24 protein-coding genes and 1 pseudogene are annotated in these 24,181 nt (G+C 74.0%); 7 read left to right on the plus strand and 18 right to left on the minus strand.

The genetic code is table 11. The annotated features are described in order from the left end of the window. The first annotated feature begins 85 nt into the window (after positions 1-85). Entirely contained in the window at positions 86-496 is a 411-nt protein-coding gene (locus CR165_RS04200) for a DUF3775 domain-containing protein (protein WP_109515704.1), read from the plus strand. Between the two features lie 79 nt (positions 497-575). On the opposite strand, the gene CR165_RS04205 is transcribed toward CR165_RS04200, so the two are convergent. From CR165_RS04205 to CR165_RS04235, 8 genes are all read right to left on the minus strand, one after another. Further along, positions 576-1,307, minus strand: coding sequence for a DUF1194 domain-containing protein (locus CR165_RS04205; RefSeq protein WP_109515705.1), 732 nt, complete (start codon positions 1,305-1,307; stop codon positions 576-578). A 156-nt stretch (positions 1,308-1,463) separates the two neighbouring features. Then, positions 1,464-2,258, minus strand: a complete 795-nt coding sequence (gene ccmI / locus CR165_RS04210; protein WP_109515706.1) for a c-type cytochrome biogenesis protein CcmI — start codon at positions 2,256-2,258, stop codon at positions 1,464-1,466. Then, positions 2,255-2,734, minus strand: a complete 480-nt coding sequence (locus CR165_RS04215; RefSeq protein ID WP_109515707.1) for a cytochrome c-type biogenesis protein — start codon at positions 2,732-2,734, stop codon at positions 2,255-2,257. The genes ccmI and CR165_RS04215 overlap by 4 nt, the downstream gene beginning before the upstream one ends. Next, a complete protein-coding gene (locus CR165_RS04220) occupies positions 2,734-3,297 on the minus strand; it encodes a DsbE family thiol:disulfide interchange protein (RefSeq protein WP_109515708.1) in 564 nt (187 codons plus the stop codon). Before CR165_RS04220 ends, CR165_RS04215 begins: the two co-directional genes overlap by 1 nt. Positions 3,298-3,328: 31 nt before the next feature. After that, complete coding sequence (locus tag CR165_RS04225) at positions 3,329-5,290, minus strand: heme lyase CcmF/NrfE family subunit (protein WP_109515709.1); 1,962 nt, start codon at positions 5,288-5,290, stop codon at positions 3,329-3,331. Further along, positions 5,287-5,811 carry a cytochrome c maturation protein CcmE gene (ccmE, locus tag CR165_RS04230; protein ID WP_109515710.1) on the minus strand — a complete coding sequence of 175 codons (525 nt, stop codon included), beginning with the start codon at positions 5,809-5,811 and terminating at the stop codon, positions 5,287-5,289. Before ccmE ends, CR165_RS04225 begins: the two co-directional genes overlap by 4 nt. Then, positions 5,808-5,954: a hypothetical protein gene (locus CR165_RS24880; RefSeq protein WP_181377996.1), complete on the minus strand. Its 147-nt coding sequence runs from the start codon at positions 5,952-5,954 to the stop codon at positions 5,808-5,810. The genes ccmE and CR165_RS24880 overlap by 4 nt, the downstream gene beginning before the upstream one ends. Positions 5,955-5,988: 34 nt before the next feature. Beyond that, positions 5,989-6,837 (minus strand): heme ABC transporter permease, encoded by an 849-nt coding sequence (locus tag CR165_RS04235; protein ID WP_109515947.1) that lies wholly within the window; start codon positions 6,835-6,837, stop codon positions 5,989-5,991. 110 nt (positions 6,838-6,947) lie between these two features. Here CR165_RS04235 and CR165_RS04240 point away from each other — a divergent pair, with 110 nt between their 5' ends. Both CR165_RS04240 and CR165_RS04245 read left to right on the plus strand, forming a co-directional pair. Then, positions 6,948-7,241, plus strand: coding sequence for a YciI family protein (locus CR165_RS04240; protein ID WP_109515711.1), 294 nt, complete (start codon positions 6,948-6,950; stop codon positions 7,239-7,241). Next, on the plus strand, positions 7,234-7,671 hold the full coding sequence (locus tag CR165_RS04245) for an EVE domain-containing protein (RefSeq protein WP_245906100.1): 438 nt from the start codon (positions 7,234-7,236) through the stop codon (positions 7,669-7,671). The genes CR165_RS04240 and CR165_RS04245 overlap by 8 nt, the downstream gene beginning before the upstream one ends. Positions 7,672-7,715: 44 nt before the next feature. Here the strand turns inward: CR165_RS04245 and CR165_RS04250 are convergent, their stop codons facing one another. Beyond that, on the minus strand, positions 7,716-8,189 hold the full coding sequence (locus CR165_RS04250) for a hypothetical protein (RefSeq protein ID WP_109515713.1): 474 nt from the start codon (positions 8,187-8,189) through the stop codon (positions 7,716-7,718). Positions 8,190-8,363: 174 nt separating this feature from the next. On the opposite strand from CR165_RS04250, the gene CR165_RS04255 reads away from it, so the two are divergent. Then, positions 8,364-8,714 carry a Rieske (2Fe-2S) protein gene (locus CR165_RS04255; RefSeq protein WP_109515714.1) on the plus strand — a complete coding sequence of 117 codons (351 nt, stop codon included), beginning with the start codon at positions 8,364-8,366 and terminating at the stop codon, positions 8,712-8,714. Positions 8,715-8,837: 123 nt separating this feature from the next. Then, on the plus strand, positions 8,838-10,772 hold the full coding sequence (acs, locus tag CR165_RS04260) for an acetate--CoA ligase (protein ID WP_109515715.1): 1,935 nt from the start codon (positions 8,838-8,840) through the stop codon (positions 10,770-10,772). Between the two features lie 40 nt (positions 10,773-10,812). On the opposite strand, the gene CR165_RS04265 is transcribed toward acs, so the two are convergent. Beyond that, positions 10,813-12,423 carry a hybrid sensor histidine kinase/response regulator gene (locus CR165_RS04265; RefSeq protein ID WP_219929679.1) on the minus strand — a complete coding sequence of 537 codons (1,611 nt, stop codon included), beginning with the start codon at positions 12,421-12,423 and terminating at the stop codon, positions 10,813-10,815. A gap of 302 nt (positions 12,424-12,725) precedes the next feature. Here CR165_RS04265 and CR165_RS04270 point away from each other — a divergent pair, with 302 nt between their 5' ends. After that, on the plus strand, positions 12,726-13,688 hold the full coding sequence (locus CR165_RS04270) for a ketopantoate reductase family protein (RefSeq protein WP_109515717.1): 963 nt from the start codon (positions 12,726-12,728) through the stop codon (positions 13,686-13,688). After that, entirely contained in the window at positions 13,685-14,548 is an 864-nt protein-coding gene (locus CR165_RS04275; RefSeq protein ID WP_109515718.1) for an aldose 1-epimerase family protein, read from the plus strand. The genes CR165_RS04270 and CR165_RS04275 overlap by 4 nt, the downstream gene beginning before the upstream one ends. 84 nt (positions 14,549-14,632) lie before the next feature. Here the strand turns inward: CR165_RS04275 and CR165_RS04280 are convergent, their stop codons facing one another. The 8 genes and pseudogenes from CR165_RS04280 to CR165_RS26105 all read right to left on the minus strand — a co-directional run. Then, positions 14,633-15,796, minus strand: a complete 1,164-nt coding sequence (locus CR165_RS04280) for a DegT/DnrJ/EryC1/StrS family aminotransferase (RefSeq protein WP_109515719.1) — start codon at positions 15,794-15,796, stop codon at positions 14,633-14,635. A 55-nt stretch (positions 15,797-15,851) separates the two neighbouring features. Next, positions 15,852-17,336, minus strand: a complete 1,485-nt coding sequence (locus CR165_RS04285) for a nucleotide sugar dehydrogenase (RefSeq protein ID WP_109515720.1) — start codon at positions 17,334-17,336, stop codon at positions 15,852-15,854. Position 17,337: 1 nt separating this feature from the next. Continuing rightward, a complete protein-coding gene (locus tag CR165_RS04290; protein WP_109515948.1) occupies positions 17,338-19,293 on the minus strand; it encodes a polysaccharide biosynthesis protein in 1,956 nt (651 codons plus the stop codon). A gap of 80 nt (positions 19,294-19,373) precedes the next feature. After that, on the minus strand, positions 19,374-20,597 hold the full coding sequence (locus CR165_RS04295; protein ID WP_109515721.1) for a glycosyltransferase: 1,224 nt from the start codon (positions 20,595-20,597) through the stop codon (positions 19,374-19,376). Further along, entirely contained in the window at positions 20,597-21,709 is a 1,113-nt protein-coding gene (wecB, locus tag CR165_RS04300; RefSeq protein WP_109515722.1) for a non-hydrolyzing UDP-N-acetylglucosamine 2-epimerase, read from the minus strand. The genes CR165_RS04295 and wecB overlap by 1 nt, the downstream gene beginning before the upstream one ends. Continuing rightward, positions 21,706-22,953 (minus strand): glycosyltransferase family 4 protein, encoded by a 1,248-nt coding sequence (locus tag CR165_RS04305; protein ID WP_109515723.1) that lies wholly within the window; start codon positions 22,951-22,953, stop codon positions 21,706-21,708. The genes wecB and CR165_RS04305 overlap by 4 nt, the downstream gene beginning before the upstream one ends. 2 nt (positions 22,954-22,955) lie before the next feature. Then, positions 22,956-23,804, minus strand: a complete 849-nt coding sequence (locus CR165_RS04310) for a DegT/DnrJ/EryC1/StrS family aminotransferase (RefSeq protein WP_245906103.1) — start codon at positions 23,802-23,804, stop codon at positions 22,956-22,958. 70 nt (positions 23,805-23,874) lie between these two features. Then, positions 23,875-24,177, minus strand: a pseudogene (locus CR165_RS26105) (DegT/DnrJ/EryC1/StrS family aminotransferase); the annotation flags it as partial. Between the last annotated feature and the right edge of the window lie 4 nt (positions 24,178-24,181).

Genomic DNA, 24,181 nt, shown 5'->3' on the forward strand with positions numbered 1-24,181 from the left:
CTAACACAAAAATTTTTTGGCAACCCCAGCCTGCCCCGCCGGCTTCGCGTTGCCATAGCCTGACCCAGGGAGAGGAGGCCGCCGCATGAGTGACACGCCGCGAGACGACGAGAGCGAGGTCGATCTGGGCGTCAGTCTGGAAACCGTCGCGACCGTGGTCGACCACATCCGCGCCGTCCAGGGCGAGGACACCAACGAGCGCGACACCGAGTACGAGGACGAGGACAAGGTCAGCGACGAGGATTTCGACGAGGGGACCCTCGCCACCTTCATCGACGAGCTGAACGAGGACGAGCAGGCGGCGCTGGTGGCCCTGGCCTGGGTCGGCCGCGGCGACTACGAGCCGGAGGAATGGGAGGAGGCGCACCGCCTCGCCAAGGAACGCGGCGCCGGCACCGACACCGCCACCTATCTGCTCAGCATGGACATGGCGGGCGACCTGATCAGCGAGGGGCTGGCCGCCTTCGGCATCGCCATCGAGGAGGTCGAGCGCTGAGGCAGACGCTCCGGGCGCCCCCGGGCGCCGGGGCACCCGCGCCGTCCGGTCCGGGTGGCGCGGAGTTCCGGCGCCGCCATCAGGCGTAGTTCATGACCGGCCCGCCGGCGCCGGCGATCTCGCGGATCAGCTTGCGCCGCACGGCGACGCCGAAGCTCTCGAAGCTCTCCGCCGCGACCAGGAAGGCGCCGGCGCCGCCGATGACGGATTCGGCGTAGTACCGGTCGAGCGGGATGCTGAGGCGCCGGCCGAAGGTCGGGTTGTCGTTCATGATCGGCAGGCCGTTGATGACGATGCCCTGCGCCAACGCCGCGTCCCGCGCCGCCTCCACCGGGCCGCCGGAATTGTTCACTCCGTCGCCCGAGATGTCGATGACGCGCCGCGTGCCCTCGAACGGGGCCTCGGCCAGCATCCGCACGCTGAAGTCGATGCCGGCGGAGATCGAGGTCCAGGAGAGCGAGGCGCGCGGCGCCTCGGCCAGCATGTCGGACCAGCGGTTGGCTTCGGCCTGGCTGCCGATGCGCTGCCAGGGCAGCACCTGCCGCTGGTACTCCGCCCCCGCCCATTCGACATAGGTGACGGCGATGGCGCCCAGAATGCCGCCCTGCAGCGCCTCGACCACCTTCGGGTCGGACATCGCGGCGCGGTAGCCTTCCCGCTGGAGCCGCGCCTCATCCTCGTCGATCGACCGCGAGACATCGACCGCCAGGACGAGGAGGACATCGACCGCCTCCTCCGCCCTGGCCCGTCCGGGCAGGAGCGCGGCCGCCGCCGCCAGACCACCTGCCGCCAGCAAGGAACGTCGACGCATACCGAGCCTCCTGCCTGTCCGATGACCAGCAAAGCCGATCCAGGGGGGGAAGCTGCAACCGTTACGAGTGCAAGTCTGCGTGCGGTTCCCGGCCAGCCTGGAAAGCCGCTCCAGAATGGCAGAGGAACATTCCGACTTCGTAAAATACAGGCCAGTTCAGGGCAATTCCTGCAGCCGCCGCTCCACCAGGGCGCGCCAGGGCGCGTCGGCCGGGGCCTGGGCGAGCAGGGCGCGCCAGGCGCTGCGGGCATTCTCGGTGCGGCCGGCGCGCGCCTCGGCCAGGCCGGTCAGGTAGCGCAGGCGGGGCTGCTCCGGGTCGGCGGAGAGGGCGCGGGTGAGCAGGGCGGCGGCCTCCTCCAGCGCGCCGCGCTCGATCAGCAGCTCGGCCAGCTCGGCGGCCAGCGGCCCCTCGAAGCGCGCGGCCAGCGCGCGGCGCCAGGCCTCGGCGGCGGCCTCCCAGCGGCCGCGGCCGCGCTCGGCATTGCCGAGCAGGATCCAGCCCTGGCGCGCCGCCTCGCTGTCGGCCGGCACCTGCTCCAGCCGGGCGCGCAGTTGCGCCATCAGCGCGTCGTCGCGCGCCGCCGCCTCGGCCCGCTCCACATAGGGCGCGGCCGGCACCTCCGGGTTGCCGCCCCGGAGGTAGATGGCGAAGCCCAGTGCCGGCACCAGGAACAGCAGCGCCGCCAGCGCCGCGGCGCCGCGCCCGGCACGGCCCTGGCGCTCGGCGCCCTCGCTGGCCAGCAGGCGGCGCTGCACCTCGACCGTGGCGGCGCGGTGCGCGGCCTCGTCCAGCCGCCCGGCGGCGCGCTCGCGCTCCAGCTCGGCCAGCTGGGCGCGGTAGAGGGCGAGGTCGGCCTCGCGCCGGCCGGTGAGGCGGGCGGGGCGCAGCAGCGCGAGCCCGAGCGGCGCCAGGGCGAGCGCCGCCAGCCCCAGGAACAGCAGCCAGATCATCGCGCGGCGTCATCCTCCAGCGCCGCCAGCCGGGCGCGTTCCTCGGGCGTCAGCGGCGCCGGCTCGGGCCACGCGCCCTGCTCCGCCCGCTGGCGGCGGCGCAGCAGCAGCAGGGCCAGGCCGCCGCCGCCCAGCGCCAGCAGCGGCATGCCCCACAGCAGCGCCGTGGCCGCCGAGAAGGGCGGCCGCAGCAGCACGAAGTCGCCGTAGCGGTCGTGTACGTAGTCCACCACCGCGCGGTCGTCCTCGCCGGCGGCGATGCGCTCGCGCACGATGCGGCGCAGGTCGCGCGCCAGCTCCGCCTCGCTGTCCTCGATCGACTGGTTCTGGCAGACGAGGCAGCGCAGCTCCCGCCCGATGGCACGGGCGCGCTCCTCCTGCGCCGGGTCGCGCAGCATCTCGGACGGCAGGCCGACGCCGAGGGCAGGGGCGAGGGAGGCCCATCCCAGCAAGGCGAGGGTGGCGAGGCGGCGCATCAGGCGTGGCGCCGCAGCAGCGGGCGGATGTCCTGCTCCAGCACCTCGGGCGTCACGGGCCCCGGCCAGCGCCAGCGGACGATGCCCTTGCGGTCCAGCAGGTAGGTCTCCGGCACGCCATAGACGCCCCAGTCGATGGCGACGCGCCCCGGCTGGTCGGCGCCGAGGCGCTGGAAGGGGTTGCCGTGGCGGGTGAGGAACTGCGCCGCGTCGGCCGGCTTGTCCTTGTAGTTGACGCCCCAGACGGCCACGCCCTCGCGCGCCAGCCGCATCAGCTGCGGGTGCTCGATGATGCAGGGCACGCACCAGCTGGCCCAGAAATTCACCAGTATCGGCGCCGGCAGGTCGCGCAGCTCGGCATCGGTGAAGCCGGGCAGGCCGGTGGCCTCCAGCGGCGGCAGGGCGAAGGGCGGGGCGGCGCGGCCCACCAGCACGGAGGGCACGCCGCGCGGGTCGTAGCTGCCCGTGCCCAGGCCGCGCAGCATGGCGTAGAAGCCGGCGCCGCCGGCCACGGCGATGCCGAGCGGGGCCAGCATCAGCATGCGGCGGGAGGTCAGGGGCATGGGCAGGCTCCGGTCATGGGGTGTCGGCGGGTCAGGCCCGCGCCGCCGCGCCGGCGCGGGGCGCCGGGGCCGCCACCCGGATGCGCCGGTCGCTGAGGGAGATGCCGCCGCCCAGCGCCATGATCACGGCGCCCAGCCAGATCCAGGGCGCGAGCGGGTTGTGGTGGATGCGCAGCACGGCGGTGCCGCCCTCCTCCTCGCCCATCACCGCATAGAGGTCGGAGAGCCAGGTGGTGTGGATGGCGGCCTCGGTGGTGTTCATCCGGCCGACGGGGAAGAAGCGCCGCTCCGGCGTCAGCACCGTGACGGGGGCGCCGCCGCGCGTGACGGTGACGGTGGCGCGGCGGGCGGTCCAGTTGGGGCCGATCACGTCCTCCACCCGGTCCAGCCGCCACTCATAGCCGGCATGGGCGAGGCTGGCGCCGGGGCGCAGCGCGGCGAGGCGGTCGGTCGCCAGCCCCATGCCGGCCATGCCGAGGATGGAGATGCCGAGTCCGGCATGGGCGATGGCGGCGCCCCAGGCGGCGCGCGGCAGGCCACGCGCCCGGCTCCAGGCTGCGGCGGGGCGGCGGAACAGGGCGATGCGGTCGGAAATGTCGGCCAGGGCGCCGGCCACCAGCCAGGCGGCGGCGGCGAAGCCCAGCGCCGGGCCGATGCGCACGCCCGCATAGGCGAAGCACAGCGCCACGGCCAGCGCCGCCAGCAGCGCCGCCCACCACAGGCGTTGCAGCACCGGCCAGAGCTGCGCCCGCTTCCAGGGCATCAGCGGCCCGGCGGCCATGGCCAGCACCAGCGGCACGGCCAGCGGCAGGATGGCGGTGTTGAAGAAGGGCGGGCCCACCGAGATCTTCTGGCCCAGCAGCAGGTCGGCGAACATCGGCCAGAGGGTGCCGGTGAGCACCACGGCGGCCATGGAGCAGAGCAGCAGGTTGTTCAGCACCAGCCCGCCCTCGCGCGAGAGCGGCTGGAACAGCCCGGCCGGGGCCATGCTGGGCGCCCGCCAGGCGAACAGCGCGAAGCCCCCCGCCACGTAGAACACCAGCAGGCCGAGGATGAAGACGCCACGCTCCGGGTCGTTGGCGAAGGCGTGGACGGAGTTCAGCACGCCCGAGCGCACCAGGAAGGTGCCGAGCAGCGAGAAGCCGAAGGCCAGCAGCGCCAGCAGCACCGACCAGACCTTCAGCGCCTCCCGCTTCTCGACCACGATGGCGGAATGCAGCAGCGCCGTTCCCGCCAGCCAGGGCAGGAGGGAAGCGTTCTCCACCGGGTCCCAGAACCACCAGCCGCCCCAGCCCAGCTCGTAATAGGCCCACCAGGAGCCGAGCGCGATGCCAAGTGTCAGGAAGGACCAGGCCGCCAGCGCCCAGGGACGCACCCAGCGGCCCCAGGCGGCATCCACCCGCCCCTCCAGCAGGGCGGCGACGGCGAAGGCGAAGGTGACGGCGTAGCCGACATAGCCGAGGTAGAGCAGCGGCGGGTGGAAGGCGAGGCCGGGGTCCTGCAGCACCGGGTTCAGCCCCTGGCCGTCCGGCGGCGGCGGCCAGACACGGCCGAAGGGGTTGGAGGTGATCAGCACGAAGGCCAGGAAGCCCACCGCCACCAGCCCCAGCACGCCGAGCACGCGGGCGCGCAGCGCCGAGGGCAGCTCCCGCCCGAAGCCGGCCACCGCGCCGCCGCACAGCGCCAGGATCAGCACCCAGAGCAGCATCGAGCCCTCGTGGTTCCCCCAGGCGCCGGAGAGCTTGTAGAGCATCGGCTTGGCCGAGTGGCTGTTCTGCACCACGTTGATGACGCTGGTGTCGTTCACCGCGAAGGCCCAGAGCAGCGCGCCGAAGGCGGCGGCGCAGGCCAGCAGGTGGCCGCCCGCCAGCGGCCCGGCGGCGGCCATCAGCCGGGCATCGCCACGGGCGGCGCCGAGCAGCGGCACGAAGCTCTGCGCCAGGGCGAGCGCCAGCGCCAGCGCCAGGGCGAAGTGCCCGAGTTCCGCGATCATCCGCCGTTGCGCTCCTGCGCCGCAGCCGGCGAGAGGGTGTTCCAGGAGGCCGCCGGCGGCGCGGCGCCCTGGGCCGGGTCCCAGTGGCCGCTGCGCTTCAGCGCGTCGGCCACCTCGGGGGGCATGTAGGTCTCGTCGTGGCGGGCCAGCACCTCGCTGGCGCGGAACAGCCCGTCCGCCCCCAGCTTGCCGAGGGTGACGACGCCCTGCCCCTCGCGGAACAGATCCGGCAGCACGCCGACATAGGAGACGGGGATGGTCGCCGGCCCGTCGGTGACGCGGAAGCGCGCCTCGGTGCGGCCATCGGCGGCCTGGGCGCGCTGCAGGCTGCCGGCCTCGACCAGCCCGCCCAGGCGGAAGGCGCGCTCCGGCCCGGGGTTCTTGCTGGCGATGTCGCTCGGCGCCAGGAAGAAGACGAGGTTGTCCTGGAAGGCGGTGAGGGTGAGCGCCGTGGCCGAGCCGAGGCCGAGCCCCGCCAGCACCACGATCCACATCCGGCGCCGCTTGCGCGACGATTTCATGCCCGCCTCCTCTCGCGCGGATCCAGCCGGGCCAGATGCCGCTTCGCCGCCGCGTGCCGCCACGCGGCCAGGACCGCCATGCCCCCGAAGCCCAACGCCGCCAGCCCCCAGGAGATGGCCACATGCCACCAATGCTGCGTCATGCCGCCCTTCTGTCAGGTTTTTCCATGACTTGCATCAAGCCTGGAGGTCCGCCGCCGGGCCGGCCGCGGGCCGCTGCGTGTCATGTCGCCGTGCCTGGGCCAGTTGCAACTGCCGCACCCGCCGCTCCATCACCGCCGCCCGCGTGCGCGCCAGCACCAGCGCCGCGAAGGCCAGCCCGAACCCCGCCGCGCAGGTGAGCAGCGGGTAGAGGATATCGACATGCAGCCCCGGCGCCGCCGCCCGCGTGACGGAGGCCGACTGGTGCAGCGTGTTGAACCAGTCCACGCTCCACTTGATGACCGGCAGGTTCACCGCCCCCACCAGGGCGAGGATGGCGCCGGCCCGCGCGCCGCGCTCCTCCTCGTCGAAGGCGCGGACCAGGGCGGCGTGGCCCATCCAGAGGAAGAACAGCACCAGCACGGAGGTCATCCGCGCGTCCCAGGCCCACCAGGTGCCCCACATCGGCCGGCCCCACAGGCTGCCGGTGGCGAGGCAGAGCGCCGTGACCATGGCCCCCACGGGCGAGAGCTCCCGCGCCGCGAGGTCGGCCAGCGGGTGGCGCCAGATCAGCGACATCAGCGAGGCGATGGCGAGGCCGAGATAGCCGCCCATCGCCAGCCAGGCCATCGGGACATGGACGTACATGATCCGCACCGTCTCGCCCTGCTGCCAGTCGGGCGGCGAGAAGAGCAGCGCCCAGGCGGCGCCGATCCCCAGCACCAGCACGGCGGCGCCCCACAGCCAGGGCAGCGCGCGGTCCGTCAGCCGCAGGAAGCGGCCGGGATTGGCGAAGCGGTGCAGCCCGCCGCCCGGCTGCGGGGTGCCGGGCTGGGGCGTGGCGGAGAGGGGCCGGGGGGCCGGATGGGGCGCGGGGGTGCTCACGCGGCGCAAACTAGGCGCTGGCGGCGCCGGATTGAAGCCATCGCCGCACGCGGTTACGTCATGCAACAGCGGCGGCTGGCGCCGCGCCCCTTTCGAGAGGACGTTCCACCATGCTGTTCGCCATCGTCGCCGAGGACAAGCCCGGCGCCCTGGAGCTGCGCCTGGCCACCCGCCCCACCCACCTGGAGTACCTGGACAGCCAGGTGGAGAAGCTGGTGCAGGCCGGCCCGGTGCTGGACGCCGAGGGCAAGCCCTGCGGCAGCGTGCTGATCGTCGAGGCGGAGGACCAGGCGGCGGCCGAGGCCTTCGCGGCGGCCGACCCCTATGCCCAGGCCGGGCTGTTCGCCCGCACCACCATCCGCCCCTTCCGGCAGGTCTATGCCGGCGGCCAGCGCCTTGGCTGAAAGGCGCTTCTGGCTGGTCAAGAGCGAGCCGGACGCCTTCTCCTGGCAGCAGCAGGTGGCGAACGGCACGGAACCCTGGACCGGCGTGCGCAACGCCCAGGCCGCCAGCTTCCTGCGCGCCATGCGCCGGGGCGACCGGGCCTTCTTCTACCACTCCAATGTGGGGAAGGAGATCGTCGGCGTGGTCGAGGTGGCGCGGGAAGCCTATCCCGACCCCACCGAGGCCGTGCCGGAGGGCCGTGCCCCGCGCTGGGTCTGCACCGACATGCGCGCGGTGGGGCCGATGCCCCGCCCCGTGCCGCTGTCGGCGATCAAGGCCGAGCCGGCGCTGGCCGAGATCGGGCTGATCCGCCAGTCCCGCCTCTCGGTGATGCCGATCTCGCCGGAACACTGGGCGCTGCTGTGCCGCATGGGGGGCTGGGAGGGCTGAGGCCCTCCCGGCTTTCTCTGGACTGCTTCCTCTGGGTTGTTCCCTCAGGGCCGCGCGCGCTGCGGGTCGTTGAACCAGGGTGTGCGGCCGCGCGGCGGCGGGGGTTGCGGGCGCTCCGGCTCGGCGGGCGTCCAGAGCGGCGGCGCCGGGTCGATATAGACATGCACATTGGGCTGGCCGTAGCCGTTGGATTGGCCGTAGCCACTCCCGTAGGGCGGCTGCGGCGGGTAGGGCTGCGGCAGGGGGCGGTAGACCGGCGGCGGCGCCGGCTGGCGGTTGCGGAAATCCCGCTCGATGTCGTCCCGCCCCAGGTAGCGGCCCTCGGCATCGTAGTGGCGCATCACGCCGCCGCCGGCGGAGCGTTCCGAGCGCCCCTCGTAGCGGCCCCAGGGATCGTAGTGGCGCAGCGTGCCGCCCTGCTGCTCCGTCCGGCCGTTGTAGCGGCCCCAGGGGTCCAGATCCGGCCGCGTCTGCGCCGCGGCGGTGCCGGCCAGCAGCAGCCAAACCCCGATCGCCATCCAGGCTCCGTGCTGTCGCATTGGCGGCCTTTCCTTTCCGTGGCGTTATCGTCGGGGCCAAAGATTACCAGACCATGAAGGGCAGGGGGCGCTTGCCTTGCCCGCCGCGCCGCGCGATCCCTGGCCCTGCCCCCACACCGTGCCGGAGACCTCACCCCCGATGACCGATGCCCCATGACTGATGAACGCCGCCTCTGCCGCCTCGACGAGATCGCCGACGGGCAGGCGCGGGGCTTCCCCGGCCCGGAGGGCAGCTTCATCGGCCTGTTCGCCGTGCGGCGCGGCGGGGCGGTGCATGTCTATGTCAATTCCTGCCCGCATGTCGGGGTCGCCCTGGAGATGATGCCGGACCGCTTCCTGGACGGGGCGGGGGAGCATATCGTCTGCGCCGTGCATGGCGCGCGTTTCCAGGTGGAGGACGGCTTCTGCCTCTCCGGCCCCTGCGCCGGCGATTCGCTGGAGGCGGTGCCGGCGCGGATCGACGCCGCGGGCGTCGTCTGGGTGCCGGCCGATGCGGGGGCCTGAAGGCCACCCGCCGCTTCCCTGCGTGGGCTTCACTTGACGCAGGTCATGGCCCCTTGGCCCAATGGGCGTTGAAACAGTGGACGAAGCCCCGCAGGAGGGGCGCACCACAGCGGGAGGAACACGATGCCGGATGATGCGCTGATTGCCGTGAAGCCCGAGCTGGCCCAGGGCGCGCGGGTGGACGCCGCCCGCCACCGCACCATGACGGCGGAGGCCATCCGCGACCCCGAGGGCTTCTGGCGGGAGGAGGCGAAGCGGATCGCCTGGATGACCCCGCCGACGAAGATCAAGAACACCTCCTTCGAGGGCGATGTCTCGATCAGGTGGTTCGAGGATGGCGTGCTGAACGCCTCCGTCTCCTGCCTCGACCGGCACCTGGAGACGCGCGGCGACCAGGTGGCCATCATCTGGGAGGGCGACGACCCGAACAGCGACGCCAAGGTCACCTACCGCGAGCTGCATGAGCGCGTCTGCCGCATGGCCAACGCCATCAAGGCGCTGGGCGTGAAGAAGGGCGACCGCGTCACCCTCTACCTGCCGATGATCGTCGAGGCGGCGGTGGCGATGCTGGCCTGCGCCCGCGTCGGCGCGGTGCACTCCATCGTCTTCGGCGGCTTCAGCCCGGACAGCCTGTCCAGCCGCATCCAGGATTGCGACAGCACGCTGCTGATCACCGCCGACCAGGGCCGCCGCGGCGGCCGCACCGTGCCGCTCAAGACCAATGCGGACGAGGCGCTGAAATCCTGCCCGACGGTGAAGAACGTGCTGGTGGTGCGCAACACCGGCAACGCCGTGCCGATGCAGGAGGGGCGCGACATCTGGTGCCACGAGGCCTGCGCGGCCGCTTCCGCCGACTGCCCGCCGGAGCCGATGAACGCGGAGGACCCGCTGTTCATCCTCTACACCTCGGGCTCCACCGGCAAGCCCAAGGGCGTGCTGCACACCACCGGCGGCTACATGGTCTGGGCCAGCTACACGCATGAGCTGGTGTTCGACTACCGCCCCGGCGAGGTCTACTGGTGCACCGCCGATGTCGGCTGGGTCACCGGCCACACCTACATCGTCTATGGCCCGCTGGCGAACGGCGCCACCACGCTGATGTTCGAGGGCGTGCCGAACTGGCCGGGCATCGACCGCTGCTGGCAGGTGGTGGACAAGCACCAGGTCAACATCTTCTACACCGCCCCCACCGCCATCCGCAGCCTGATGCGGGAGGGCGAGGCGCCGGTGCGGAAATGGTCCCGCCAGTCGCTGCGCGTGCTGGGCAGCGTGGGCGAGCCGATCAACCCGGAAGCCTGGATGTGGTACTACCGCGTGGTGGGCGACGAGCGCTGCCCGATCGTCGACACCTGGTGGCAGACCGAGACGGGCGGCATCCTGATCTCGCCGCTCCCCGGCGCGGTGGACCAGAAACCCGGCTCCGCCACCCTGCCCCTGCCCGGCGTGCAGCCGGCGCTGGTGGATGGCGAGGGCAACCTGCTGGAGGGGGCGACCGAGGGCAACCTCGTCATCCTCGATTCCTGGCCCGGGCAGATGCGCACCGTCTACAAGGACCATGAGCGCTTCATCCAGACCTACTTCTCCACCTTCCCCGGCAAGTACTTCTCGGGCGACGGCGCGCGGCGCGACGCCGATGGCTACTACTGGATCACCGGCCGGGTGGACGACGTGCTGAACGTCTCCGGCCACCGCATGGGCACGGCCGAGATCGAGAGCGCGCTGGTGGCGCACCCCAAGGTGGCGGAGGCCGCGGTGGTCGGCATGCCGCACGAGCTGAAGGGCCAGGGCATCTACTGCTACGTCACGCTGAAGACGGGCGAGGAGCCCTCCGACGCGCTGAAGAAGGAGCTGGTGGCCTGGGTGCGCAAGGAGATCGGGCCCATCGCGGCGCCGGACGCCATCCAGTGGGCGCCGGGCCTGCCGAAGACGCGCTCGGGCAAGATCATGCGCCGCATCCTGCGCAAGATCGCCGCCAACGAGACGGACAGCCTGGGCGACACCTCCACCCTCGCCGACCCGACGGTGGTGCAGGACCTCATCGGCAACCGGGTGGGCTGAAGGCGCCGCCGGGCGGGGGAGAAGGCGCCCCCGCCCGGCATCAGCCGATGCCGGTCGGCCCGTCCAGGATCAGGCGCACCTTGCGAGCCAGTTCCAGCCGGCCATAGGGCTTGCTGATCACGTCGAACTCCGAGCCGCCGGCATCGCTGCGCTCCAGCGAGGCCTCGGCATAGCCGGTGGTCAGCAGCACCTTCAGCTTCGGCTGGCGGCGGCGCGCCTCGCGGGCCAGCATCACGCCGTTCATGCCGCCGGGCATGATCAGGTCGGAGAACAGCAGGTCCACCCGCTCCGCCTGGTCGAGGATGTCCAGCGCCGCGCGGCCATTGGCGGCCACCAGCACCGTGTAGCCGAAATCCTCCAGGATGGCGCGTGCCAGCTCCGCCACCTCCTCGCGGTCGTCCACCACCAGCACATGCTCGGTGCCGGCGCGGTCCATCACGCGCAGGCTGCGCCGGGCCGCCGGCCGCTCCTCATCTCCCTGGTCGGGGAAGTAGAGATTGACCGTGGTGCCGGCGCCCATCTCCGATTCGATCTGCAGCGCGCCGCCCGACTGCTTGGCGAAGCCATAGACCATCGACAGGCCGAGCCCGGTCCCCTTGCCCTCCTCCTTGGTGGTGAAGAAGGGGTCCATCACCCGGGCCAGGATGTCGGGCGGCATGCCGGTGCCGGTGTCGGCGATGGAGAGCTGCACGTAGCGCCCCGGCGCCAGATTGCCGATGGCGCCGGTCGCCTCCGCGTCGAGCGTGACGTTGCGGGTGCGGATGGTGAGCAGGCCCTGCGGCTGCTCGGCCATGGCGTCGCGCGCGTTGATCAGGATGTTGAGCAGCGCCACCTCCGCCTGGGTCGGGTCCAGCCGGCAATTGCCCAGCCCCTCCGCCAGGTCCAGCCGCAGCGCGATGGCGTCGCCCAGGGTGCGGCGGGCCATGTCGCGCATGCCCTCGACCAGCGTGTTGAGGTTCAGGGTGCGGCCGTCGAGCCGCTGCTTGCGGGCGAAGGCCAGCAATTGCTGCGTCAGGGTGGTGGCGCGGTTCACGGCGCCGCGCACGTTCTGCAGCCCGCGCTGCATGCGGTTGCGGTCCAGCTCCGGGCGCCCCAGCGCGTGCTCGGTCAGCTCCAGATAGCCGACCATGACCTGCAGCAGGTTGTTGAAGTCGTGCGCGATGCCGCCGGTGAGCTGGCCCAGCGCCTCCATCTTCTGGCTCTGCCGCAGCGCGTCCTCGGCATCCCGCCGGCGGCTCACATCGAGCTGCGAGCCGAAGAAGTACATCAGCTCCCCCTGGGCGTTGTAGACGGGGGAGACGAACAGCGCGTTCCAGAAGGTGGAGCCGTTCTTGCGGTAGTTGAGGATCTCGGTGGCGATCTCGCGCCGCTCGCTGATAGCGGCGCGGACGCTGGCCACGGTCTCCCGGTCGGTGTCGGGCCCCTGCAGGAAGCGGCAATTGGTGCCGAGGATCTCGTCCAGGCTGTAGCCCGTCATCTTCAGGAAGGCGTTGTTGGCGAAGATGATCGGGTGGTCCTTGGCCCGCGCGTCGGTGACGATCATCGGCATGCGCGTGGTCTCGACGGCCGCGAAGAAGATGTCGCCATACTGCTTGCCGCCACTGTTGGAGACGGGCGGGCTGGAGGTTCGGGAGGCCGGATCAGGCTCCATGAGAAATTCCATCGGGGCTGAGGGGCCGGACCGCGCCTGGCGTGGCCGTCCCTGGGCGGGCGGCATCATGAGCCCAGGATCGCTTTGAAAATGGCCCGGTCTCGGGGTTCCACAACCGGGCGCATCCCTGGCCACATGCCGCGCACGCCCTGCATGCCGGTCTGGCGCGGATAGTATGAAGAATGCGCCCCGCCGCAATCCGCGCCGAAGTCAACTTTCACCCAGCCGTCGCGCCGCCCGGATTGCCAGCGGGCGGGGAGTGTGGAACCCCTTTCGCGAGACAGGCCGGAGGAATGTGGCGGATGCGAATCCTGGTGCTCGGGGCCGGGGCCCTGGGCGGCTATTTCGGCGCCCGCCTGCTGGAGGCCGGCGCCGAGCTGGCCTTCCTGGTGCGCCCCAAGCGCCAGGCGCAGCTGCGGCGCGAAGGGCTCTCGGTCCGCTGCCCGGCGCTGGGCGCCTGGTGCCGCCCCGTCACGGCGCTGCTGGCCGGCGAGGTGCGGCCGGGCTGGGACGTGGTGCTGCTGAGCTGCAAGGCCTACGACCTGGAGGCGGCGATCGAATCCATCCGCCCGGTGGTGGGGCCGGAGACGGCGATCCTGCCGGTGCTGAACGGGCTTTCGCACATCGACACGCTGCGCGAGGCCTTCGGCGAGGCGGCGGTGCTGGGCGGCCTCGCCAAGATCCGCGCCACCCTGGCGCCGAGCGGCGAGGTGCGGAACCTCTCCAACTGGCGCTACCTCACCTTCGGCGAGATGGACGGGCGGATGACGCCGCGCGTCGAGGCGCTGGCGGCGCTGGCCCGGCGCGGCGGCATCGAGGCCCAGGCGGTGCCCGACATCCGCGCCGCCATGTGGGCCAAGCTGGTGCATCTCGGCACGGTGGCGGCCGGCACCGTGCTGCTGCGCGGCTCCACCGGGCAGATCGCCCGCGCGCCGGGCGGGGTGGCCTTCATGCACCGGCTGCTGGAGCGCAACATCGCCATCGCCGCCGCGCATGGCGTGGCCATGCCGCCCGGCTTCGAGGCGGAATACCGCGCCATGCTGGCCGACCCCGCCGGCAGCTACACCGCCAGCATGCTGCGCGACCTGGAGCAGGGCGGCCGCATCGAGGCCGACCACATCCTGGGCTACCTGCTGGCGGCGGCACGGCGCGCCGGCGTGGAGGAGGAGCTGCACGCCCTCACCTACCTCCACGCCAAAACCTATGAGGAACGGCGGGCCGAGGAGAAGGTCCAGAGGGACAAGGACCCGGGACGCGCCGCATGACCGACCGCCACCGCATCGAGGCCGATGGCCTCTCGGCCACCATCCAGGCGCGCGGCGCCGAGCTGGTGAGCCTGTGCGACGCCGCGGGCGGGGAATATCTCTGGCAGGCCGGGCCGGAATGGCGCCGCCACGCGCCGGTGCTGTTCCCCATCGTCGGCAAGCTGGCCGGGGACACGCTGCGCCATGCCGGGGCGGAGCACCGCCTGACGCAGCACGGCTTCGCCCGCGACCGCCGCTTCGAATGGGTGGAGCGGGAGCCCGCCTCCTGCCGCCTGCGCCTGACCGATGACGCGGAGAGCCGCGCGGCCTACCCCTTCGGCTTCGCGCTGGAGCTGGCCTATGCGCTGGCCGGCGGCACGCTGACGGTGACGGCCAGCATCGCCAACCCCGGCGAGGCGGTGCTGCCCTGCGCCATCGGCGCGCACCCCGCCTTCCGCTGGCCCCTGGTGCCGGGCGCGCCGAAGGAGGCGCACCGCCTGGTGTTCGAGCAGCCCGAGCACGGCCCCGCCCACCGGCTGGAAGGCGGCCTGCTGGGGCCGGAGGAGCCTTCCCCGGTGCGGGGCCGGGACTTGCCGCTCTCGCCCGCCCTCTTCGCGCGCGACGCGCTGATCCTGCCCGACGTGGCCAGCCGCGCCCTCCGCTACGAGGCGCCGGACGGCACGGCGCTGACCGTGCGGTGGGAGGGCTACCCGGACCTCGGCATCTGGTCGAAGCCCGAGGGGGCGGATTTCCTCTGCATCGAGCCCTGGCACGGCATGTCCAGCCCGGTGGGCTGGGATGGCGACTTCGCGGAAAAGCCGGGCCTGCTGCACATTCCGCCCGGCGGGAGCCGGGACTTCACCTGGAGCGTGACGCTGTAACCTGGCACCCCGCACGGGGCCGGCGGGGCGCCAGAACAGACAAAGTCTTTTTGCTTCTTTTTCTGAAGAAAAAGAAGGTTTCTTCTACTTCACTCCTTCGATCACCGCCGCCACCACACGCTCGAGCTGCCCCTCATCCAGATAGGGATGCATCGGCAGGGAGAGGATGCGCTGGCAGAGCGCCTCGCTCACCGGCAGGGGCGGCGCCTGGCGCAGCCCTTCGGCATGGGCGGCGGCATAGGCCGGCTGGCGGTGCAGCGGCTTCGGGTAGTAGATGGCGCTGGGCACGCCGCGCGCCTGCATCGCCGCCTGCACGCGCGCCCGCGCCTCGGCATCCGGCAGCAGGATGGAATAGAGGCCCCAGGCGCTCTCCGCCCCCGGCATCTCGCCCGGCACCACCACATGCCCGGCGAGGTGCTGGCTGTAATAGCGGGCGACACGGGCGCGGTCCTTCAGCTCCTGCTCCAGCAGCGGCAGCTTGCAGAGCAGGATGGCGGCCTGGATGGTGTCCAGCCGGCCGTTCATGCCGGTGCGCTCCACCTCGTAGCGGGTCTTGCCTTCGCCATGGGTGCGGAGCGAGCGGTAGAGCTCGGCGCGGCCGGAATCGTTGGTCAGGATGGCGCCGCCATCGCCGTAGCAGCCCAGCGTCTTGGTCGGGTAGAAGCTGAGCGCCGCCGCATCGGCCCACTGGCCCAGGCGCTTGCCGTGCAGCGCGGCGCCGAAGGCCTGCGCGGCGTCATCGAGCGCGAACATGCCCTCGGCGCGGCAGATCTCCTGGATCGCCGGCCAGTCGGCGGGGCGGCCGAACAGGTCGACGCCCACCACGGCGCGCGGGCGCAGCTTCCCTTCCGCCTTCACCAGCGCGATGCGGTGCTTCAGGTCGGCGAGGTCGATGTTGAAGCCGTCCTCCGCCACATCGACGAAAACGGGCGTGGCGCCCAGCACCAGCGGCACCTCGGCGGTGGCGGTGTAGGTGAAGGCGGGCAGGAACACCGCGTCGCCACGGCCGATGCCCTCGGCCATCATGGCGATCTGCAGCGCATCCGTGCCGGAGGAGACGCCGACGGCATGGGCGCAGCCGGCGAACTCGGCCAGCTTCGCCTCCAGCTCGCGCACGTCCGGGCCGTTGATGAAGGCGCCGCTGTCGAGGATGGCGGCCACGCGGCGGTCGATCTCGGCACGGATCAGCGATTGCTGCGCCTTCATGTCGAACAGCCCGATCGGGCGCGGGGAGGTGTCGGCGTTCATCGGTGGGCGTGCTCCGTCATCCGCGGGCCATGGGCCACCCCCTGGCGGGGGCGCCTCAGGCCTGAATGACGCGGTGATAGGCCGGTTCCGCCTGCGGAGGGAAATCACCGCGCGTTTCAAAGGGCAACGTGCCGGGCGGCAGGGCGCCGTCCGGCTGCACGGCGGCGTCGCGGTAGACGCCGCGCGTGTCCACCACCAGCCGCGCCGCCGCGCGCAGCGCCGCGAAGTCGATGCCCGGCTGCGGCGTGACGATCAGCACCGCATCCTGCGCCGCGACGAAATCCGGCGCCAGCGCCTGGCTCTCCAGCCGCAGCGGCCCGCCGCGCGCGCCGCGCTCCAGCGTGAAGCGGGGCACCAGCGGGTCGTGATAGGCGAGGCTGGCGCCGCGCCCGTCCAGCAGCCGCAGGATCTCGGCCGCGGGGCTCTCCCGCGTGTCCGGCACGCCGGGCTTGTAGGCCAGCCCCACCAGCAGCAGCCGCGCGCCGCGCAGGGCGCGGCCGCGCGCGTCCAGCGCATCCCGCAGGCGGGAGACGACATAGCCCGGCATGGCGTCGTTCACCCGGCCGGCCAGCTCGACGAAATCGCTCGGCACGCCCAGCTCGCGCGCCTTCCAGGCCAGGTAGTAGGGATCGACCGGGATGCAGTGGCCGCCGAGGCCGGGGCCGGGGCGGAAGGGCATGAAGCCGAAGGGCTTGGTGGCCGCGGCGTCGATCACCTCGTGCACGTCGAGGCCGAGGGCGTGGCTGATCCGCTTCAGCTCGTTGACGAGGCCGATGTTCACGGCGCGGAAGACGTTCTCGTAGAGCTTGGCCAGCTCCGCCGCGCGCAGCGAGGAGAGCGGCACCAGCCGCCCCGCCGCCACCGGCCCGTAGAGCGCCCGCCCCACGGCGAGGCAGGCCGGGGTGGCGCCGGCCAGCAGCTTCGGCACCCGGCCCACCGTGCCCTCCGGGTTGCCAGGGTCCTCGCGCTCCGGGCTGTAGAGGGCGAAGGCGTCGATGCCCGGCGTCAGCCCGGCGGCGCGCAGCGCGGGCAGCACGTAATCCTCGGTGGTGCCGGGATAGGTGGTGCTCTCCAGCGCCAGCACCTGGCCGGGGCGCAGATGCGGCCGCAGCGCCGCCAGCGCCGCCGCCACCGGGCCGAGATCCGGCTCCTTGTGGCGGCCGATCGGCGTCGGCACGCACAGGATCAGGGCGTCGCACGCCCGCGCCCCCTCCAGGCCGGTGCTGGCGGCGATGCCCGCCGCCGCCACCCGCGCATCCTCGATGCCGTGCACCGGGCTGCGCCCGGCGGCGATGGCCGCCACCTTCCCCGCGTCGATGTCGAAGCCCGAGACGGGGAAGCCGCACTCGGCGAAGCGCAGCGCCAGCGGCAGGCCGGCATAGCCCAACCCCACCACCCCCACCCGCGCCGTGCGCGCGGCGATCCGCGCCACCAGCGCCTCGGCGACGAGGCCGGATATTTCCCTCTCCCAGCCCGGAACGGAGCGTTCCGGCGAATCCACCAGCGCGGCAGCGGCGCCGAAAGGGGAGAGGGCCGTCATGTCAGGTCCTGGTCACGGGGGGCGCCCCCGGGTTGTGGTCGAATTCGGGGACCATCTCGGCCAGCCGGGCGAGGGCGGGCTTGGCCGCCCCCTGGCGCGCGGCGGTGGCGATGGTGTCGATCGCCGCGCCCACGGCGCCGGCATCGGTGGTGCGGGGCGTGGCCACGAGCAGGCCGGCGAACCGCGTCGGCCGCGGCGGCTCCTGGCCGTGGAACAGCTCCTCGTAGAGCTTCTCGCCCGGGCGCAGGCCGGTGAAGCGGATCTCGATGTCCTCGTCCGGCCGCAGCCCGGCGAGGCGGATCATGCGCCGCGCCATGTCGACGATCTTCACCGGCTTGCCCATGTCGAGCACGAAGATGCCGCCATCGGCCAGTTCGGGCGGCTGGTCCTGCCGCTCCCCGGCGCCGACGACGCTGGCCTGCAGCACCAGCCCCACCGCCTCGCGCACCGTCATGAAGTAGCGGCGCATGTCGGGGTGGGTGACGGTGAGCGGCCCGCCGCGCTCGAGCTGGCGGCGGAACAGCGGCACCACGCTGCCGGTGGAGCCCAGCACGTTGCCGAAGCGCACCGTGACGCAGCGCATGGCCTGCCCCTGGCCGCCCGCGCCGCTCCGCGCCTGCTTGTCCAGCGCTTGGCAGTACATCTCGGCCAGGCGCTTGGAGGCGCCCATCACGCTGGTCGGGTTCACCGCCTTGTCGGTTGAGATGAACACCATGGCGCGGCAGCCCACGGCGCGCGCGGCATCGGCGATGATGCGGGTGCCGAGCGCGTTGGTGAGCAGCCCCTCCAGCGGGTCGTTCTCCACCATCGGCACGTGCTTCAGCGCGGCGGCGTGGAACACCAGCTCGGGCCGCACCTCGGCCATCAGCGCGGCGACGCGCGCGGCGTCCCGCACATCGGCCAGCATGGCGCGTCGCGGCACGCCGGGGTGGCTCTCGGCCAGCTCCAGGTCGATCGAGTAGAGGGCGAACTCGCCATGGTCGAGCAGGGTGAGCTGCGCCGGGCCCAGCGCCGCCACCTGCCGCGCCAGCTCGCCGCCGATGGTGCCGCCCGCGCCGGTGACGAGCACGCGCCGCCCCTGCACCAGCCGCGCCATGCCCTCGCGGTCCAGCGGCACCTGCGGGCGGTCCAGCAGCTCCTCGATCGCCACCGGGCGCAGGTCGAAGCGGCGGCTGGCGGCGGGGGCCTCGCGCCGCGCCGGGTCCAGCGCCGTCAGCCGCGGGGCGCGCTTGACCAGCACGCCATGGCGGTCCGCCACGTCCAGCAGGGACTCCAGCTCCGGGCCCTGCAGGTCGGGGTCGGCCAGCACCAGGGTGGCGGGGGGGCGGCCCTCGGCGCGCAGCCGGTCCAGCACCTCCGCCGCCTCCTCGAAGCCGCCGAGGATCGGGTAGCCATGGATGCGCCGCCCCGCCGCGCGCGGCCGCCGCGCCAGGATGCCGACAACGCGGTAGCCCGGGCTGCGCTGCTGCAGCAGGGCGCGGATGAAGAGGTCGGCGGCATCGCCCGTGCCGACCAGCAGCACCGGCTGGGCGGGCTGCGCCGCCGCCAGCCCCAGCGAGCCGTTGGTGCGCCGCTCCTGCCGCAGCCGCCCCACCACGCGCGGCGCCAGCAGGGCAGCCGCCTGGGTGCCGGCATGGATCAGCGCGAAGGCCGCGTTGTCCGGCCGCCAGGCGCCGAGCAGGGCGAGGCCGAGGGTGAACAGCACCGCGCCGCCCACCCCGGCGCCGACCACGGCGACGAGATCCTTCAGCGCGGCGAAGCGCCAGTATTGCTGCGGCAGCCGCACCGGCAGGCCGGCCAGCAGCAGCGCCGCCACCGCGCCCGGAATGGCGCCCAGCCACCAGAGCGGCGGGGGCGGCCAGCCGCCGGGCGAGGCCATCCAGACGGCGAGCGGCAGGGCGAGGGCGGCGAGCAGCGCGTCCAGGCCAAGATTCAGCAGAATGCGGGTGAGGGCCATGAAGGCGGCGTATAGGCCCCGGCCAGGGGTGGGTGAAGCGCCGCCCTGCATGCGGGCGCGTGGCAGGGCCTGCGTGCCGGTCACGGCAGCGGCGCCAGCCGCCGGTAGAGCCCGACGAGCCGCTCCGCCTCGCCCGCCCAGCCATAGCGGCCGAGGGCGGCGGCGCGGCCCCGCCCGGCCATCCCGGCCCGGCGCGCCGGGCTCTCCAGCGCGGCCACGGCGGCGGCGATGTCTTCCGGGTCGGCGCTGTCCACCAGCACGCCGTTGCCGGCATCCTGGATGATGGCGGCCACCTCGGTGGCGAAGGCGGGGGCGATCACCGGCAGGCCGGCCAGCATGCAGTCGAACAGCTTGTGCGGCAGGGCCAGGCGGTGGTTCTCCACCCCCGGCTGGAACAGCACCAGCCCGATATCGGCGGTGGCGGCCTCGGCCAGGGCGGCATCATGCGGCATCCAGCCGCGCCATTCCAGCCGCTCCGTGAGCCCCAGCGCCGCGGCGCGGGCGCGGAAATCGGCCTCCGAGCCATCGGTGAAGCGGCCGATCAGCCGCAGCCGCGTGCCGGCCGGGCAGAGCGCCAGCGCGTCCAGCATGGTCATCGCGCCGCGCGCCCGGCCCAGCGCGCCGAGATGCACCAGCGTCAGCGGCCCTTCCGCGTGCCGGCGCGGCGCGACCGGCGCGGCGGCGGCGTAGTTGCGCACGGCGATGGTCTCGGGCGCGGTGGCGAAATCGGCGTCCAGCCCGTCCTTGGCCACCACCACCCCATCGGCGCGGCGGGCCATGGCGCGGCAGGCCAGGCGCAGCGCCGCCCGGCCGAGCGGGCGCAGCGGCGCCGGCAGCCGCCCATCCAGCCGGGAGGGATAGTGCTCGTGCACGTCCAGCACCACGCGGGCGCCGCTCTTGCGCGCCGCCAGCAGCGCGGCCAGCCAGGCATCCGGCTCGCTGGCGTGCAGCACCGCGGCGCCGGTGGCGCGCGCCTGCCGCGCCAGGGCGGGGATGCCCAGCAGCCGGCCACGCCAGCCCGGCCCCCGCCGGTAGCGGCGGATCGCCACCCCCGCATGCCGCTCCGGCGCCGCCTGCGCCTCGGCGGCGGCCGCGCCGGAAGCCATGGGCGCCGCCGCGCCGGAAGCCATGGGCGCCGCCGCGCTGGAAGCCATGGGCGCCGCCGCGCCGGGGCAGAGATGCATCACGCGCCAGCCGGCCTCCGCCAGGGCGGCGCCCTCCTTGCCCACGACGCGCAGATCGGCCGGCGGATGGGCGGCGGAGAGCATGCACACCAAAGGGGCGGGCCGCCCGGCGGCCGGCATCAGGCCACCTCGCGCAGATGCGGCGCCAGCGTCTCGGCCAGGTGCGCCACCATGCGCGCCCCCGCCCGGCCATCCCAGAGCGGGATCGGCCGCGCCGCCGGCCAGTGCCCGGCGAGCACGGCGGCCACCGATTCGGCCAGCCGGTCAGGCGGCACCAGGCGGTTGGAGCCGGCCTCCAGCGTCACCGGCCGCTCGGTGGAGGGGCGCAGCGTCAGGCAGGGCAGGTCGAGGGCCGTGGCCTCCTCCTGCACGCCGCCGCTGTCGGTGGCGACCAGCCGCGCCCGCGCCAGCAGGCCGAGGAAGTCGAGATAGCCCAGCGGCGGCAGCACCCGCACGCCGCGCGGCAGGGCGAGCCCCGCCTCCTGCAGCCGCTTCGCCGTGCGCGGGTGCATCGGCCACACCAGGGGCAGCGCCGCGGCGGCCACGCCCAGCGCCGAGAGCAGCCGCGCCAGGACCGCCGGATGGTCGACATTGGCGGCGCGGTGCAGGGTGACGACGCCATACTCCTCCGGCACCAGCCCCTCCGGCAGCGGCCGCGCGCGGGCGGCGGGCAGGCGGGCCAGCAGCGTGTCGATCATGGCGTTGCCGACGGCGCGCACCGCGCCGGGGGCGTGGCCATCCGCCAGCAGCCGCGCGGCGGTCGCCTCGTCCGGCGCCCAGAGCAGGTCGCTGACGGCATCGATGGCGCGGCGGTTGATCTCCTCGGGCATGTCGCGGTCGCCGCAGCGCAGCCCGGCCTCCAGATGCGCCACCGGGATGCCGAGCTTGCGCGCCGCCAGCGCGGCGGCCAGCGAGCCGTCGACATCGCCGGCGACCACCACCATCGCCGGGCGCCAGGCCGACCAGAAGCCGGCGCAGGCCATCATGGTGCGGCCGGTGACGGCGGCGTGCCCGCCACCGCCGGCGATGCCCAGCGCATGGTCGGGCTGCGGCAGGCCGAGATCGGCCAGGTGGGTGCCGAACATCGCCGGGTCGTGGTGCTGGCCGGTGTGCAGCAGCAGCGGCCGGCACAGGCCGGGGCGCGCCGCCAGGGCGTGCCACAGCGCCGCCAGCTTCGGCAGGTTGGGCCGCGCGGCGGCCACCAGATGCAGCTCGGGGAGGGAATTGCTCATGCGGCGGCCAGCGCCTCCAGCGTGGCCGCCGGCGCCGCGGCCTCCTCGACGATGCCGGCGAACTGGCTGGCCAGCAGGCGGCGGTCCCAGCGGCGCACCGCCTGGTCCCGCGCGCTGCGGCCCATCACCTGGCGCAGGGCGGGGTTGTCCGCCATCCAGCGCAGCGCCTGGGCCATCGCTGCGGCATCGCCGGGGGGAGTGGCGATGCCGCAGGGGCCCTCGGCCAGCAGCCGGGCTGCGCGGCCGGAGAGATTGGCCACCACCGGCAGGCCGGCGGCCAGGTAGTCCATCAGCTTGTTGGGCGCCGTCCACTCGGCGAATTCCGGCACTGGCGCCAGGCACTGCACGCCGAGCTGCGCGCCGGCCAGCAGCGAGGCCAGCTTCCGCTTCGGCATGGCGGGCAGGAAGGTGACGTTGTGCAGCCCGCGCTCCGCCGCCTGCGCGCGCAGGCGCGGCTTCTCGCCGCCCTCGCCCACCAGCAGGATGCGGATGCGCCGCTCGCCCCCGGCGCGCAGCAGGGCGGCCGCCTCCAGCAGCGAATCCAGCCCGTTGGCGCGGCCATGCGCGCCGGCATAGACGGCCAGCACCTCCCACGGCGCCACCTCCGCCGGGCGCCAGGGGGCGACCTGCGGGCCGAACAGGTCGAGGTCGCAGCCATTCGGCACCACGTGCACGCGCTGGGCCGCGGCGCCGCGGCCCAGCGCCGTCTCGGCCATGCCCTCGCTCAGCGCCACCACGGCGGCGGCCTGGCGGCAGGCGGCGTCGGCCAGCCTCTCCATGCCGGAGAGCGCCCAGCCGGGCACGCCCCCCAGGGCGCGCGGCAGCTCCGGCCAGGGGTCGCGCATCTCGTAGAGGAAGGGGGTGCCGCGCAGCCGCCGCGCCAGCAGCGCCGGCAGCACCACGGTGAGCGGGGTGGAGCTGGCCACCACCAGGTCCCACCGGCCGCCAAGGGCAAGGTGCGCGGCGCGGGCGGCGTAGCGGCCGAAGGACAGGCCGCGCCCGCCGAGGCCCTGCGCGTTGCCGCAGCCGATGTCGAACTCGACGATGCGCAGGCCGCGCACCAGCCCTTCCCGCCGCCCGCCACGGAAGGCGCCGGCCAGGCCGGTCACCGCCCCCTCGTAGCGGCCGCAGGCGAGGGTGACGTGGTGGCCGCGCGCCGCCAGGGCATGGGCCAGCGCGTGGCTGCGGGTGGCGGTGGCGCCGGCCGGGCCGGAATAATGCTGGTGCAGGTAGAGGATGCGCATGCTCAGCCCCGGCAGCAGGAGCGCAGCACGGCGATGACGCGGTCCTGCTCCTCGGCGCTCATCGCGCCGCTGGGCAGGCAGAGGCCGCGCTCGAAGAGCTGGTTGGACAGGCCGGCGCCATGGCAGCGTATGCCGCGGAAGGCGGGCTGCATGTGCAGCGGCTTCCACACCGGCCGGCTCTCGATGTTGGCGGAGTCGAGGGCGCGGCGGGCCATTTCCGGCGTGGCGCCGAAGCGGCGCGGGTCGAGCTGGACGACGCTCAGCCAGCGCGTGGCGTGGCCCCATTCCGGCTCCGGCATCAGGCTCAGCCCGGGCAGGCCGGAGAGGCCGGCGGCGTAGCGGGCGAAGACCTGCCGCCGCGCCGCCACGCGCGCCTGCAGCGCGGTGATCTGCGCCAGCCCCACCGCCGCCAGCACCGAGGAGAGGCCGTAGGAATAGCCGGTGGTCTCGTGCTGGTAGTGCGGCGCCACCTCCTTGGCCTGGTTGGCCAGGTGGCGGGCGCGCTCGATCAGCGCCGCGTCGTCCGACACCAGGGCGCCGCCGCCGCCGGCGGTGATGATCTTGTTGCCGTTGAAGGAGAAGGCGGCCAGCGCCGCGCCCTTGCCCACGGGGCGGCCGCGGTAGAGGGCGCCCAGCGCCTCGGCGCTGTCGCACAGCACGGGCACGCCCCAGCGGCCGCACAGCGCCAGGATGGCGTCGAGGTCGCAGGACTGGCCGTAGAGATCGACCGGCACCACGGCGCGCGGCAGGCGCCCGCGCCGGGCGGCGGCGCGCAGCTGGCTCTCCAGCACGTCGGGGTCGAGCGTCCAGCTCTCGGCCGAGACGTCGAGGAAGCGGGGGCGGGCGCCCATCTGCACGGCGGGGGGCGATGGTGGCGACGAAGGTGAGGCTCTGCGTCCAGACCTCGTCGCCGCGCTCCACCCCGAGCACCCGGTAGGCCAGGTGCAGCGCCGCCGTGCCCGAGGCCACCGCCGCCGCATGCGCGAAGCCGGTGGTCTCGGCCACGGCGCGCTCGAAGGCGGCGGGCATCGGGCCGGCGGGGGCGAGCCAGCCGGAGGAGAGGGTCTGGCTGAGGGTGGCCAGCTCGCCTCCGGCCAGGCTGGGGGGCGAGAGATGCAGCCGCTGGCGTGGCGGCGGCATGTCCTGGCCCCGCCCGGAGAACAGCAGCACCCCCGCCCGACGGGCAGAGGCGTCGCCGATCGATCTGCTCTGGAATGCCACCATCGCT

The sequence above is a fragment of the Teichococcus aestuarii genome, assembly GCF_003116135.1.
In the GTDB taxonomy this organism is placed as follows: Bacteria; Pseudomonadota; Alphaproteobacteria; order Acetobacterales; family Acetobacteraceae; genus Pseudoroseomonas; species Pseudoroseomonas aestuarii.

What these genes read in the sequence shown, in the direction of transcription:
- ccmI (WP_109515706.1), bottom strand. Translation starts at nt 2,258, where the DNA reads ATGATCTGGCTGCTGTTCCTGGGGCTGGCGGCGCTCGCCCTGGCGCCG.
- CR165_RS04200 (WP_109515704.1), top strand. Translation starts at nt 86, where the DNA reads ATGAGTGACACGCCGCGAGACGACGAGAGCGAGGTCGATCTGGGCGTC.
- CR165_RS04215 (WP_109515707.1), bottom strand. Translation starts at nt 2,734, where the DNA reads ATGCGCCGCCTCGCCACCCTCGCCTTGCTGGGATGGGCCTCCCTCGCC.
- CR165_RS04295 (WP_109515721.1), bottom strand. Translation starts at nt 20,597, where the DNA reads ATGCCGGCCGCCGGGCGGCCCGCCCCTTTGGTGTGCATGCTCTCCGCC.
- CR165_RS04205 (WP_109515705.1), bottom strand. Translation starts at nt 1,307, where the DNA reads ATGCGTCGACGTTCCTTGCTGGCGGCAGGTGGTCTGGCGGCGGCGGCC.
- CR165_RS04305 (WP_109515723.1), bottom strand. Translation starts at nt 22,953, where the DNA reads ATGCGCATCCTCTACCTGCACCAGCATTATTCCGGCCCGGCCGGCGCC.
- CR165_RS04310 (WP_245906103.1), bottom strand. Translation starts at nt 23,804, where the DNA reads ATGGGCGCCCGCCCCCGCTTCCTCGACGTCTCGGCCGAGAGCTGGACG.
- CR165_RS04265 (WP_219929679.1), bottom strand. Translation starts at nt 12,423, where the DNA reads ATGGAGCCTGATCCGGCCTCCCGAACCTCCAGCCCGCCCGTCTCCAAC.
- CR165_RS04225 (WP_109515709.1), bottom strand. Translation starts at nt 5,290, where the DNA reads ATGATCGCGGAACTCGGGCACTTCGCCCTGGCGCTGGCGCTGGCGCTC.
- CR165_RS04290 (WP_109515948.1), bottom strand. Translation starts at nt 19,293, where the DNA reads ATGGCCCTCACCCGCATTCTGCTGAATCTTGGCCTGGACGCGCTGCTC.
- CR165_RS04280 (WP_109515719.1), bottom strand. Translation starts at nt 15,796, where the DNA reads ATGAACGCCGACACCTCCCCGCGCCCGATCGGGCTGTTCGACATGAAG.
- CR165_RS24880 (WP_181377996.1), bottom strand. Translation starts at nt 5,954, where the DNA reads ATGACGCAGCATTGGTGGCATGTGGCCATCTCCTGGGGGCTGGCGGCG.
- CR165_RS04285 (WP_109515720.1), bottom strand. Translation starts at nt 17,336, where the DNA reads ATGACGGCCCTCTCCCCTTTCGGCGCCGCTGCCGCGCTGGTGGATTCG.
- CR165_RS04255 (WP_109515714.1), top strand. Translation starts at nt 8,364, where the DNA reads ATGACTGATGAACGCCGCCTCTGCCGCCTCGACGAGATCGCCGACGGG.
- CR165_RS04240 (WP_109515711.1), top strand. Translation starts at nt 6,948, where the DNA reads ATGCTGTTCGCCATCGTCGCCGAGGACAAGCCCGGCGCCCTGGAGCTG.
- CR165_RS04250 (WP_109515713.1), bottom strand. Translation starts at nt 8,189, where the DNA reads ATGGCGATCGGGGTTTGGCTGCTGCTGGCCGGCACCGCCGCGGCGCAG.
- CR165_RS04275 (WP_109515718.1), top strand. Translation starts at nt 13,685, where the DNA reads ATGACCGACCGCCACCGCATCGAGGCCGATGGCCTCTCGGCCACCATC.
- acs (WP_109515715.1), top strand. Translation starts at nt 8,838, where the DNA reads ATGCCGGATGATGCGCTGATTGCCGTGAAGCCCGAGCTGGCCCAGGGC.
- CR165_RS04220 (WP_109515708.1), bottom strand. Translation starts at nt 3,297, where the DNA reads ATGCCCCTGACCTCCCGCCGCATGCTGATGCTGGCCCCGCTCGGCATC.
- ccmE (WP_109515710.1), bottom strand. Translation starts at nt 5,811, where the DNA reads ATGAAATCGTCGCGCAAGCGGCGCCGGATGTGGATCGTGGTGCTGGCG.
- CR165_RS04270 (WP_109515717.1), top strand. Translation starts at nt 12,726, where the DNA reads ATGCGAATCCTGGTGCTCGGGGCCGGGGCCCTGGGCGGCTATTTCGGC.
- wecB (WP_109515722.1), bottom strand. Translation starts at nt 21,709, where the DNA reads ATGAGCAATTCCCTCCCCGAGCTGCATCTGGTGGCCGCCGCGCGGCCC.